This window comes from Marinobacter sp. (assembly GCF_040904845.1).
GTDB lineage: Bacteria > Pseudomonadota > Gammaproteobacteria > Pseudomonadales > Oleiphilaceae > Marinobacter.
The window spans coordinates 1-13,262 of record NZ_JBBDSR010000077.1 but is presented as its reverse complement, the minus strand read 5'-3'; the positions used below and the strand labels follow the sequence as shown (position 1 = coordinate 13,262).

Below are 13,262 nucleotides of genomic sequence, written 5' to 3'. Positions count from 1 at the left end.
TGATTATTGTTCAAGAGCACTGAAACCACGCTGAAGATCGATTTTCAGATCCGCGACGGCTTCAATACCAACCGATATCCTGACCAGGTTTTCTGTGATACCGGCGTGAGCCTTGTCCTCTGGCGACAACCGACCGTGAGTCGTGGTCGCCGGGTGTGTAATGGTGGTCTTCACATCGCCAAGGTTCGCCGTAATGGAAATCATCCGCGTGGCATCGATGAACGCCCAGGCCTCTTCCCTGCCCCCTTTGAGACGGAAAGATAAAACACCACCAAAGCCAGACTGCTGTTGCCGCGCCAGCTCGTGCTGGGGGTGGCTTTCAAGCCCGGCGTAGAACACCTCCGCTACCGCGGACTGCCCCTCAAGCCATTGCGCCAACTCTAACGCATTGTCGCAGTGGGCTCGCATACGGATTGGTAAGGTTTCCAGCCCCTTAAGAAACACCCAGGCGTTGAATGGGCTCATGGTTGGCCCTGCCGAACGCAGAAAGCCGTAAACTTCCTCCATCAGCTTTTCAGGCCCGACAACAACACCACCGACACAGCGGCCCTGGCCGTCGAGATATTTGGTCGCCGAGTGAATAACGATGTCTGCGCCTTGCTCAAATGGGCGTTGCAGTACCGGCGTACAGAAACAGTTGTCTACCACAAACAGGGCGTCACGGGCGTGCGCGAGCTCGGCCAGGGCAGCCATATCCGCGACTTCGCACAGCGGGTTGGACGGCGTTTCGATAAACAACATCCGGGTCTCAGGTCGTATCGCAGCTTCCCACTGCGACCGATCCGTCAGGCTGACAAAGGTGGTGTCCACCCCGAATTTCGCCAGGTACTTCTGAAACAGTACGTTGGTGGTACCAAAAACCCCCCGGGAACACACCACGTGATCTCCGGATTTGAGCAGCGCCATGCAGGTGCTGAGGATCGCCGCCATACCAGAGGCGGTGGCCACGGCTCTCTCCCCCCCTTCCATGGCGGCGATGCGGGCTTCGAATGCCTGCACTGTGGGGTTGGTGAAACGGGAATAGATATTGCCCGGTTCCTCGCCGCCAAACCGCGCGGCTGCCTGTGCGGCACTGCCATACACGAAGCTGGAGGTCGGGAAAATCGCATCACTGTGTTCGAGCTCGCCGGTTCGGATCTGTCCGGCCCTCACCGCCAGGGTGTCAACCGACATGCCCTCCAGGTCCGACTCCGGAATCCGGACGTGCTCTTCACGGCAGAATGTCATGATTCGCTCCTGAAACTGGCCATTAGGCAATTAGTCTTCATCGTTATACAGGTCAATGATGCCGTTGTCGGCCGAATCCACATTGCCGCTTTCGAATCGGTTTTCTTCGTTGCGCATGGCTTCAAGCCGGTTCAGATAGGCTTTATCCACATCCCCGGTGACGTAGTTGCCGGTGAACACCGAACATTCCCAGCCTTCAATGTCCGGATTGACGTCACTGACACAGGTGACCAGATCCTCCAGGTCCTGGTACAGAAGCCAATCGGCACCGATCAGGTCACGAATTTCCTCGACGGTGCGGTCGTGGGCAATCAGTTCGCTGGCAGAGGGCATGTCGATGCCGTACACATTCGGGTAACGCACCGGGGGCGCGGCAGAAGCGAAATACACTTTACGCGCACCGGCGTCACGAGCCATCTGGACAATTTCTTTACAGGTGGTGCCCCGGACAATGGAATCGTCAACCAGCATGACGTTTTTGCCACGGAACTCCAGGTCGATCGGGTTCAGCTTCTGACGAACGGATTTTTTCCGCATCTTCTGCCCGGGCATGATAAATGTGCGGCCGATGTAACGGTTCTTGATGAAGCCTTCGCGGAATTTGACACCCAGCAAATAAGCCATCTGCATGGCCGAGGTGCGGCTGGTATCCGGGATGGGCATAACCACATCAATGTCATGGTCCGGACATTCTCTCAGCACCTTTTCCGCAAGGGTTTCACCCATCCGCAGGCGCGCCTTGTACACCGACACCTTGTCGATGATTGAGTCGGGACGCGCAAAATACACGTGCTCGAATATGCACGGGTAAAGGTGAGGGTTCTCAGAACACTGTTCGGTATAGAGCGTGCCATCGGTTTCTATGTAGACGGCCTCGCCGGGCGCGATGTCACGGACCAGGGTATAGCCCGCCGCACTCAACGCGACACTTTCCGACGCGATCATATAGGACTTGCCTTCGTCCGTTTCGCGAACACCGTAGCAGGCAGGCCGAATGCCATTGGGGTCCCGGAACCCGACAATGCCATGGCCGGTAATCATGGCAATGACTGCGTAAGCGCCACGGCAGCGCTGATGAACCGCCCGCACCGCGGAGAAAATGTCATCTTTGGTCGGGTTCAGCTTGCCCAGTTTCTGGAGCTCGTGGGCAAACACATTCAGCAGTACCTCGGAGTCAGAATTGGTATTGATGTGCCGCAGATCGGTACGGAACAGATCGTTGCTGAGATCATCGGCGTTGGTCAGATTGCCGTTATGGGCCAGCGTAATGCCATAGGGACTGTTGACGTAGAACGGCTGGGCTTCCGCCGAGCTGGAGCTACCAGCGGTCGGGTAACGCACATGCCCGATACCAACGTTGCCAACCAGACGGCGCATATGGCGAGTGCGAAACACGTCTCTGACCAGACCGTTGTCTTTTCGGAGGTAAAACCGTTCATCCTGAAATGTCACAATACCCGCCGCATCCTGGCCCCGGTGCTGAAGAACGGTCAGCGCATCATAAAGCGACTGATTCACGTTGGAAGTACTGACTATGCCGACAATGCCACACATGGATACGGTAATCTCCGAAGCGTTTAATACTGAATGTTAGCGAGACGTGGACTCAGGTTCCACGCCTTCTTCCTGCTGAGGGTCCGGGGATACAGCAGCGCCTTCTGCGGCTGGGCCCAGAAACCGTGCAAACTCATCCCCGAGGGTACGTCTGGACCAGTCTTCCACGACCGCCAGCCGGTTGATCATGACCGAATTCTGCCACCAGGTGTCCTGGGCCAGCGGCGTATATCGCGTAAAGGCAATACCGACGATAACCACCACCACACCACGGAGCAGGCCAAAGCCCATCCCCAGGACCCGGTCAGTCGCGGAGAGGCCAGTGGCTCTGACCAGGTGGCCGATCATGTTATTGATGATGGCACCCACGATCAGGGTGCCGAAAAAAAGAATAGCGAATGCGGCAATCAGCCGCACCATCGGTGTTTCTACCGTACTCTCCAGAAGAGCCTGCATTTGCGGGTGGAACGTGCGCGCAATGATGAAGGCACCTACCCAGGTAACCAGCGACAGGGCTTCTTTGATGAAACCCCGTTTGAGGCTGATGAGAGTGGATACGGCGATGAGGGCAATGATGACCCAGTCAATCCAGATCAGCGCTTCCATGAAACATCCGGTGGCGATATCGAAGCGCGAATTCTATCAGGAAACGCCCTCGCGCCAAACTACCGCTTTGGCATAAGCGCAGAAAACCGCGATAAAGCGCTGAATTATTTTCCGCCGCTGGTGACCAGGCTGTTAAGACCAAATTCCCGGTCCAGCGCTTTTTTCGCCCGCTCCGCTTCGGCCTTTTCCGCAAACGGCCCGCTGAACACGCGGGTCAGATTCGCATCGCCGCGCTGAATTTTCTGAAGGTGGGAGCTGTAACCGGTGTCGCGAACCTTATTGCGAAGATTTTGGGCATTGTCCGCGCTGCCAAAGCTGCCCAGCTGAACCACCCAGGCACCCTCAAGTGACCCGGTGTACTCGCTCGACTTTTCTGACTCTTGTGAAGGCTCAGGTGCCTCAGGCTCTTCGGGCTCGCTCGCGGTCTCTACTAGGTCGGGGGCAGGTTCCGGGGGCTCAACGGGCTCGTCAACGCCGAGCTCTTGTGGCTCTTGGGGTTCTTCAAGCCGGTAGGCAGGGGCGTCGTTGTCCGCCGGCTCAGGCGCATCCACTTCCGGGAACGGCGGCTCTTCAGGAATTTTTATCGAATTGGAGGTGCGTTCCGAATGGGGTTCGTCAAACAGCATTGGCACGAAAATAACCGCGAGTGACACCAATACCAGCGCGCCAATGATTCTCTGCTTCAGTCCGTCCACGTTCTGATATCCCCTGTTTTGACTGCTTGTGACCGATATTAACTGCCCACTGAAGAGAACTCAAAGCCTCCGGCGAGGCATGACCAAACTTTAAGGCGCTGTGGCGTCTGCCCCCGGCTCCAAGCTTAGCCGCTGCCGGACCTCTGCCACGGTAAAGAAAGAGCCGAACGCGATCACCACATCCTCGGGCCTCGCCATCGCCATGGCCGCCTCCAATGCGTCGCTGACGGTCGCATAGGCACAGCGAACCGACGACCCCGCGGCTGACGCGACCCGCTGTTGCAATGTGTCCCGGTCAAGGCCCCGATGGCACTCAAGCCCGCCCAAAAACCACTGGTCAACTGAGCTCGCCATGGCACTCACCACACCTTCGACATCCTTGTCGGCCAACGCGCCGTACACTGCCAGGACGCGGCCGTCTGGAGATCCTATGGCAGACAGCCGTGTCGCCAACCATCGGGCGGCATGGGGGTTGTGACCAACATCAACGTAGAGTGCCGGTGATGCCCGCAATCGTTCGAAACGTCCGGGAAGGCTGACCTTTGCCAGCACATCCGGCAGCATGGCTACCGACACGTCCGGCTCCAGCTCATGAAACGCCACTGCGGCAGCGGCAACGCTGTTCAATGGCAGCGAAACCGTTGCCGGGACATCTACCGAGGCGTGGTCGCGTAAGCCAAGGCGATGGCCCTGCTCTGTCGGCACCAGGGTGTAATCCTCACCCAGCCTTTGCAGATCAACCTGTTGTGCCGCCACCTGCTGTAACACCGAACGCGGTGGGTCAATGTCGGCATAAATCGCCGGAACCCGGGGCCGCAATATGCCAGCCTTCTCGAATCCAATCACTTCCCGGTTGTTACCGAGAAAGGCTACGTGGTCGATGTCGACTGAGGTGATGATCGCCAGGTTCGGGTCCAGAACATTGACTGCATCCAGGCGGCCACCCAGCCCTACCTCCAGCACCCAGTCCTCGACGCCCGCTTTGGCAAGCACCACGAATGCCGCAAGCGTACCGAACTCAAAATAGGTCAAAGACACGTTTCTGCGGGCCGTTTCGACCTCGCTGAAGGCGTCAATCAAGGCTTGATCGCCAACATCGGCCCCGTTTATACGAACGCGCTCGTTGTAATGCTGCAGGTGGGGCGACGTGTAGGTACCCACCGTCCGACCGCTGGCAAGCAGAAGCGCCTCCAGGCAGGCCACCGTGCTGCCTTTGCCGTTGGTGCCAGCGACGGTAACAATGCGTGCGGTCGGTTTACGGGGGAACAGGCGCCGCAAAACGAGCAGCACCCGGTCAAGGCCGAGATCAATGTCTGACGGGTGGATCGATTCAAGGTAAGACAGCCACTGGGGAAGTGAAGCCTCTGCGCCCGGAGATGTCGGGCACAGAACGGCGTCTTTACTGTTCAGGGACATCGATTTCCGGTCTTTCAGTGACTTCAAATTCAATCGGCGCTTCGGTGGCAGGCTTGTCCTGGGTGGTGAACTTGGCCAGGACGTGAGCAATTCTTTCCCGCATCTGATGGCGGTGAAGAATCATGTCGATGGCACCGTGTTCCAGCAGAAACTCACTGCGCTGGAAGCCTTCCGGAAGTTTCTCGCGCACGGTCTGCTCAATCACCCGGGGCCCGGCGAAGCCAATCAGCGCATTCGGCTCGGCGATGTTCAGGTCGCCAAGCATGGCGAGGCTTGCAGACACCCCACCAAAGACCGGGTCAGTCATCACTGAAATATAGGGGATGCCTTCCTGTTTCATGCGTTCAAGCACGGCGGCTGTCTTCGACATCTGCATCAGCGACAGGATCGCTTCCTGCATCCGCGCACCGCCACTGGCGGCAAAACACACCAACGGAATCCGTTCTTCCAGACAGACATTGGCAGCCCGCACAAATTTTTCGCCGACCACTTGCCCCATGGAACCGCCCAGGAAATTGAACTCGAACGCACAGGCCACCAACGGCAGGCCCAGAGTCGTCCCCTTCATGACGACCAGAGCATCTTTCTCCCCGGTGGATTTCTGGGCGTGAGACAGGCGGTCTTTGTAACGCTTGGTGTCTTTGAACTTGAGACGATCCCAGGGCTCAAGTTCAGCGGCGATTTCTTCCCGGCCGTCTTGGTCGAGAAAAATGGCCAGCCGACGACGGGCATGCACCCTGAGGTGGTGGTTGCACTTGGGGCAGACGTCCAGGTTTTTCTCAAGCTCAGGTTTGTAGAGAAATGCGCCACATTTCGGACACTTCTTCCACAACCCCTCCGGCACACCAGTACGCTGCTTGGATTCCGAACGAATCTTGCTCGGCATGATTTTGTCCAGCCAGTTACTCATGATCTCATCCTATCCTTTGATGCCTGCCCGCCAGGCCTACCTGTGTTCAGGAAGCCAGGCCGTCCAGTGCTTCACGCATTGGGTGGAGCAAATCTGTCAGCGCCCGTTTGAGCTGATCAGTATCTGCCTGATTTCGGGCTATTATATCGACCAGCACGCTGCCAACAATTACACCATCGGATACCCGGCCAATGGCCGCTGCGGTTTCAGCATCACGAATGCCGAAGCCTACCCCTACCGGGAGTGCCGTGATTTCATGAATGTGAGCAACCTTGGCAGCCACTTCATCCACGTTTATCTTACCAGCCCCCGTAATACCCTTAACTGAAACATAGTACACATAGCCGGAAGAGTGCTCACTAATTGAACGAATCCGGTCATCGGTGGTGGTCGGTGCCAGTAGAAATATGGCATCGAGGTTGCGTGCGGTGAACAGCGGTGCCACCTCATCGGCTTCTTCCGGTGGCAAATCCACCGTCAGAATGCCATCCACGCCAGCGTCTGCGGCGGCGTCCGCGAAGGCTTCGTAACCCATGGCTTCCATCGGGTTAAGGTACCCCATCAGTACCACCGGCGTGGAATCGTTGGTGCTTCTGAAGTCCTTGACCATGGCAATCACCTGACGCAGCGATGTGCCGTGTCTGAGTGCACGCTCACAGGCCAGTTGAATCACCGGGCCATCGGCCATCGGGTCAGAGAACGGCACTCCGAGTTCGATGATGTCGGCACCAGCCTCTACCAGGGTGTGCATCAACGCCACGGTCTGATCCGGGTGCGGATCACCTGCGGTAATATAGGGAATCAATGCCTTGCGGCCCTGGCCCTTCAGGGTTTTCAACACCCCTTGAATTCGACTCATGCCTGCTCCTGTTTCTTTTTCTGCCGGATTGCGGTGGTTCAGACGTCAATGCCGTCCAGTTGCGCGACGGTGTGGATATCCTTGTCACCGCGGCCGGAGATGTTGATCACAATCACCTGATCCTTGTCCATGGTCGGGGCAAGTTTCAGCGCATAGGCCACCGCGTGGGCGGTTTCAAGCGCTGGCATTATGCCCTCGACCTGAGTCAGTTTGCGAAATCCATCCAGCGCTTCATCGTCCGTGACCGAGACATAATGCGCGCGGCCGATGTCTTTCAACCAGCTATGCTCAGGCCCAACCCCCGGATAATCCAGCCCGGCACTGACGGAGTGGGTACTGGCAATCTGGCCATTCTCGTCTTCCATCAAATAGGTGCGATTGCCATGAAGCACGCCCGGACGACCGGCACACAAAGGCGCAGCGTGTTGGCCGGAATCGATACCGAGGCCCCCTGCTTCCACGCCGTACATCTGCACGGACTCATCCGTCAGGAAAGGATAAAACATGCCTATGGCGTTGGATCCGCCACCAACGCAGGCCACCAGGGCGTCAGGCAGACGGCCGGCCTGGGCCAGCGACTGTTCACGGGTTTCACGGCCAATCACTGACTGAAAGTCACGAACGAGCAAAGGATACGGATGCGGCCCAGCCACGGTGCCGATGATGTAGAAGGTATCGTCAACATTCGCAACCCAGTCGCGCATGGCATCATTCATGGCGTCCTTCAGGGTTTTGGTGCCACTGTGAACCGAGTGAACCTCTGCGCCCAACAGTTTCATTCGATACACATTGAGCGACTGGCGCTTGACGTCCTCAGCGCCCATAAACACATGACACTCAAGCCCGAGACGCGCACACACCGTTGCGGTTGCCACACCGTGCTGGCCGGCACCGGTTTCCGCAATCACTCGTTTTTTGCCCAGGAAACTGGCCAACAGCGCCTGACCAATCGTGTTATTAACCTTGTGGGCACCGGTGTGATTGAGGTCTTCCCGCTTGAGCCAGATCTGCGCACCGCCGGCTTCCCGTGTCAGCCGTTCAGCAAAATACAACGGACTTGGCCGGCCAACGTAGTGCGCGAGATCCTCATCAAAGGTTTTCTGAAACTCAGGATCGTGTTTGAGACGCAAGTACTCTTTCTCAAGCGTCATCAGGGAATCCATCAGGGTTTCCGATACGAACCGTCCGCCGTAGGCACCGAAGTGACCCCGTGCATCCGGAAGTGCGCTCAGCATTTCTTCAGTCAGTTTCATCGACACGGTGAACCTCGTTTATAAAGTCAGATATTTTTGCGCGGCTTTTTACACCTTTACTGATTTCAACCCCACCACTGACGTCGACCGCCCAGGGTTTCACCTGCGTGACGGCGCTGGCAACGTTATCAGAAGCAAGGCCTCCGGCCAATATCAACGGCATTGGCCGTTCGCCCGGTATCAATGACCAGTTGAAGCACTTGCCGGTTCCGCCGTAACGCTGGGGATCCCAGGCATCGACCAGCAACCCGCTGGCACCCGAAAAGCGCCTGAATGCGGCCTCGATTTCCCCGGCTTCACGAACCCGCACAGCCTTGATCCAGCGCTTTCCAAAGCTGGCACAGAAATCCGCTGACTCATCGCCATGAAACTGCAGCAAATCCAGCGGGACCGCCGACAGAACCTCCTCGACCCAGGCGCGATCAGGATTAACGAACAGCCCTGTCACCCCGACAAACGCGGGGGTGGCGGCGGCCAGGTTCGCGGCCTGTGCCGGGCTGACATACCGCGGGCTCGGTTCATAAAACACAAGGCCGAGAGCGTCCGCACCGGCATCGGCAGCAGCCCGGACGTCTTCGGAGCGTGTGATACCGCAGATTTTTACTCGGGTTCTCATAATGTCAGAGTCAGTTGGGTCGATGAGTCCAGGACGGCTGTTTCGACGCGTTCTGTTCATGTTCGAACCAGGGTCGAACGAAGCCTGGCCCACACTGCGCTGTCGGTATCCCGAAACGGTCAGGATACCCTACATCCACCAGGTACAAGCCGAAAGGCGGAGCCGTCACACCGGCTACAGTGCGATCTCTGGCTTGCAGTATCTCATGAATCCACGAGACAGGTCGCCTGCCATTGCCAACCGCCATCAGCGCTCCGGCAATATTCCTCACCATGTGGTGCAGAAAAGCGTTGGCCTGAACGTCAATTACGACAAAATCTTCCTTTCGGGTTACCGTCACGTGCTCCATGAACCGGTTCGGTGACCGGGATTGACAACCGGCCGCACGGAACGACGAAAAATCGTGTTCGCCACACAGGGCCTGGGCCGCCAGGTGCATACGCTCGGCATCAAGCGGACGAAAGGTCCAGCTCACCTGTCCACGCTGAATACCTGGTCTGACCGGGCTGTTGTAGATCACATACCGATAACGGCGGTAGGTGGCGGAAAATCGTGCGTGAAAATCGCCAACGCCGTTACCCGCCCAGTGCACCGCAATATCATCCGGCAGCGCCGTATTAATGCCCATCACCCACGACCGCAGATTGCGAACCGCCGGCGTGTCAAAGTGCACAATCTGGTACCCCGCGTGAACGCAGGCATCCGTCCGCCCGGCGCAAACCAGATCCACCGGATGATCCGCCACGCGGGAAACCGCCTTGGCCAGTTCGGCCTGCACTGAGCGGACACCGGATTTCTGAAGCTGCCAGCCATGGAATGACCGGCCATCGTATTCCAGCGCCAGGGCGACACGCCCGTCGCCAATGGCATTATCTGTGGTTAGAGGTTGCGGGCTGTGGAACAAGTGGATATCCGGTTATACAGGGTACAAAACAAAACGCCGGCTCTGGCCGGGAAATTCCCGGGAGCCGGCGCTGTTGACTCAATGAGCCTGATTATAACGAATCAGGACAGATTTTTAAGAAGATCCTGCGCTTCGACTTTCTGCGCATCGTCTCCTTCCAGGATTACTTCTTCCAGAATATCCCTGGCACCGTCCGCGTCGCCCATCTCGATGTAGGCACGTGCAAGATCGAGCTTGGTGGCCGCTTCATCCGTGCCTGCCAGGAAATCGAAGTCATCGTCGTCACCGAGTTCGGTTTCGTCGATCTCTTCGGCTGCCGAATCACGGGCACCTTTGTCGACCGCATCGGATGCCAGAGGCGGCTCAGCCGACTCTTCTTCGAGGCCGTCAAACTCCTCAAGGCCTTCCAGATCGATGAGGTCATCCTGGACGCCAAGATCCCCGGCTTCCGCCGTCACATCTTCAGGCGTCTTGGCGCTTTCATCCTGCAGTGCGTCTTCAAGGCCCAGCTCACCATCGATAGCAACATCAGGCTCCCGAGCTTCCGAGTTGGCGGAATCACCAGAATCAGCAAATTCCTCCATCAACGCAAGATCTTCATCGGAAACGTCCAGTTCAAGATCATCCAGGGATGACGTCTCATCTTCCGGACTTGCTGTCTCTTCCGGCTCTCCGGCTACCTTGTCGAGCTCGGCATCGAGTTCATCGAGGAACGATTCATCCAGATCACCCAACGCTTCACCAGCGTCATCGGCAGATGCCTCCTCGGGTACTTCCTCAGATTCCTCGGTGGGCTTTTCAATAGGCGTTTCAATCGATTCTTCGGTCAGCCCTGCGCCCAGGTCGTGGTCCTCTTCGTCGAGCGACGGAAGTTCGTCTTCCTGCTCCAGAGGCTTCTCATCATCGGCCGTTGTCTCAAACTCGGATTCGTCAAAGTCAAAGCTGAACTCGTCCTCCTCTGGCTCATCGGCTTTTTCGGCGGACGCCGGCTTGTCAGTGTCCGGCGCTTCCGGCTGGTCTGTCTCCAGGCCCGACAGATCGAAGTCGATCACGTCACTTTGTGAGGATTCAGTGTCGGATTTCTCTTCTTCAAGCGTCGAATCGGATAGATCCAGGTCTGAAAAATCGTCTTCCAGCGTCTCACGCTGATCTGCAGGTAACTCTTCCTCCCTGGCACCACCAGAATCGGAACGCAGCTGTGATTCGAGGTCGTCGATGCTTGGCATCGCTTCCGCCTCGTCCAGGCGCTCCCGGAGTACCACGGCTTCAGCGATTGCCTGTTCGTCATCCAGCGTCTCAATTTCCGCGAACTGCTTTTCGAAGGATCCGCGATCCTGAGTGTCCGCGTACACGCCCAGCAACATCAGCCGCAGATCGGACCGGCTCGGCTCACTGGAGATAGCGGTTTCCAGCGTTTCTGCCGCCTTATCCATCTGGCCGTATGCGATGTAGGCCTCGGCCTCAGCCATAGCGTCGCCATCCGCGTGTGCGGTAGCGTCAACTTCGTCGTCCAGATTCAGGTCGAAGGTATCTGAGCTTTCGTCACTCTCTCCGTTCAACTGTTCATAGAATACTTTTTCGCGGTTGGCGTTACGACGCGCAAGCAGCAATAGCAGCAGCAACAGAACAACAAGACCGCCACCCAATGCAATCTGGTACAGAGGGTTATTGGTGATCGCATCAATCACATTGGCCGGAAACTCTTTGGCCGGTTTCTCAGCGGGGGCCACCGGTTCCGTGTTTGCCTGCGGTGCATCGTCAGCATCAGTGGCAGCCACCTCAATCTCTTCGCCAGGCTCGACTTGCTCTGCCTCAGCCTGTTCACCGGTCTCAGGTGCTTCGACCTCCTCGGCATCTTCGGCACCGGCAGTATCTGCAATGTCCGCGTCGCCAGGCTGCGATTCCTCGCCGGTTACGTCGCTCGCGTTGGCATCGCTAGAGGAGCCGTCTTGGGTATCGCCATCGGCCAGGGCATCGTCACCTTCCTGAGGCTCTGCTCCAGCCATTTGCTGATCACCGACTGGCTGCTCACTGTCCGGCAGCTCTGCTTCGGAGTTACCGTCATCCACCTGCTGCATTTCAGCAAGCTGGGTGTCTTTGAGCTCAAGCAGACGCTGCAGGGTTTGAACCTGATCCTGCAAATCGTCAACCCGGCTGTTCAGTTCATCATTTTCACGGCGGGCGCTTTCTAGCTCTTCCATCGCAACGGCTGATCCGGCGTCTGCACCACCGGCAGTCTGGCCATCACCACCGGCGGAACCGCCGTCTTCCTGAGAACGGCTCTCGCTGTCTTCCGCGGCAATCAATCGAAGTTCATCACCGCCAGCACTGCCTGACGCACCATCACTTTCAGTCGAATTGCGCGACTCGGTAGCATCCACCGTACGCTGAGCGCTGGCCATAGCGTCGTTCTGGGTAGCAACCTGGCGATTCGCCTCGGCCGCACTGCGGCTGCGAATGTCATCCATTTCAGGGAGACGCAACACTTCGCCGCGTTTCAGACGGTTGATATTACCGTCCATGAACGCATCAGGATTCAGATCCTGAATCGCGAGCATCATCTGCTGCATCGACACGCTGCTATCGGGACGTGTGCTGGCAGCGATCTTCCAGAGCGTGTCAGACGGGTTGGTCGGCTCAAGGGTGCGGCGCTGGCCAGAGCGCGACGCATTTCCGGTATCAGAGGCTTGACGAACGGGTGCCTGCATTTGTTGACGGCTTGGCTCCGGCGCGGGCAGCGATCGGGTTTCAGGCACCGATACGCTCTCCTGCACTCCGGACTCCTCGGCGTACACGGGCGGGTCAACCAGCACCGCATACTCGCGCATCAGCCTGCCATTGGGCCAGGTCACTTCCAGCAGGAAGTTCAGGTATGGCTCACGCAGGGGTTCTCTCGAGGATACGTTGACGATCAGGCTGCCATCGCGGCTGGTCGTCACCTCGAACTGAAGCTTGGAAAGGAAATGATTGCGGGCGATACCGACCCGTTGATAATCGTTGTCAGAGGCAATATTGACGAATACATCGTCAGGCTCTATCCCTTGGCTTTTTCGCAGATTGATTTCCGCGTCCAAAGGCTCATTGAGATAGGACTGCAATTCAATCTCACCCAATCCCAGCGCCTGTGCGACTCCGGAACCGAGCCCTCCCGCCAGAGCCAGGGCAACCGCAAGCTTGCGTACCTTCATGCTTTTTCCTTACCAGTCTCCGTTATTCGTTACT

Annotated in this window: 11 protein-coding genes; all 11 read right to left on the bottom strand. The window is 57.6% G+C overall.

What is annotated here, in order from left to right:
- Positions 1-3: 3 nt before the first annotated feature.
- A complete protein-coding gene (locus WD429_RS10130) occupies positions 4-1,227 on the bottom strand; it encodes an O-succinylhomoserine sulfhydrylase (RefSeq protein WP_368422055.1) in 1,224 nt (407 codons plus the stop codon).
- Positions 1,228-1,257: 30 nt separating this feature from the next.
- Positions 1,258-2,781: an amidophosphoribosyltransferase gene (gene purF, locus WD429_RS10125; protein WP_368422054.1), complete on the bottom strand. Its 1,524-nt coding sequence runs from the start codon at positions 2,779-2,781 to the stop codon at positions 1,258-1,260.
- Between the two features lie 36 nt (positions 2,782-2,817).
- The gene (locus WD429_RS10120) at positions 2,818-3,387 is read right to left on the bottom strand and encodes a CvpA family protein (protein ID WP_368422053.1); all 570 of its coding nucleotides are present in this window, start codon (positions 3,385-3,387) and stop codon (positions 2,818-2,820) included.
- Positions 3,388-3,491: 104 nt separating this feature from the next.
- On the bottom strand, positions 3,492-4,082 hold the full coding sequence (locus WD429_RS10115; protein WP_368422052.1) for an SPOR domain-containing protein: 591 nt from the start codon (positions 4,080-4,082) through the stop codon (positions 3,492-3,494).
- Between the two features lie 90 nt (positions 4,083-4,172).
- Positions 4,173-5,498, bottom strand: coding sequence for a bifunctional tetrahydrofolate synthase/dihydrofolate synthase (gene folC / locus WD429_RS10110; RefSeq protein WP_368422051.1), 1,326 nt, complete (start codon positions 5,496-5,498; stop codon positions 4,173-4,175).
- Positions 5,482-6,408 carry an acetyl-CoA carboxylase, carboxyltransferase subunit beta gene (gene accD, locus WD429_RS10105; protein WP_368422050.1) on the bottom strand — a complete coding sequence of 309 codons (927 nt, stop codon included), beginning with the start codon at positions 6,406-6,408 and terminating at the stop codon, positions 5,482-5,484. The genes folC and accD overlap by 17 nt, the downstream gene beginning before the upstream one ends.
- Positions 6,409-6,454: 46 nt before the next feature.
- On the bottom strand, positions 6,455-7,267 hold the full coding sequence (gene trpA, locus WD429_RS10100) for a tryptophan synthase subunit alpha (protein WP_368422049.1): 813 nt from the start codon (positions 7,265-7,267) through the stop codon (positions 6,455-6,457).
- Between the two features lie 38 nt (positions 7,268-7,305).
- Positions 7,306-8,520 carry a tryptophan synthase subunit beta gene (gene trpB, locus WD429_RS10095; RefSeq protein WP_368422048.1) on the bottom strand — a complete coding sequence of 405 codons (1,215 nt, stop codon included), beginning with the start codon at positions 8,518-8,520 and terminating at the stop codon, positions 7,306-7,308.
- Positions 8,507-9,136 carry a phosphoribosylanthranilate isomerase gene (locus tag WD429_RS10090; RefSeq protein ID WP_368422047.1) on the bottom strand — a complete coding sequence of 210 codons (630 nt, stop codon included), beginning with the start codon at positions 9,134-9,136 and terminating at the stop codon, positions 8,507-8,509. The genes trpB and WD429_RS10090 overlap by 14 nt, the downstream gene beginning before the upstream one ends.
- Positions 9,137-9,146: 10 nt before the next feature.
- Complete coding sequence (gene truA, locus WD429_RS10085; protein WP_368422046.1) at positions 9,147-10,040, bottom strand: tRNA pseudouridine(38-40) synthase TruA; 894 nt, start codon at positions 10,038-10,040, stop codon at positions 9,147-9,149.
- A gap of 101 nt (positions 10,041-10,141) precedes the next feature.
- Positions 10,142-13,228, bottom strand: coding sequence for a FimV/HubP family polar landmark protein (locus WD429_RS10080; protein ID WP_368422045.1), 3,087 nt, complete (start codon positions 13,226-13,228; stop codon positions 10,142-10,144).
- Positions 13,229-13,262 lie beyond the last annotated feature (34 nt).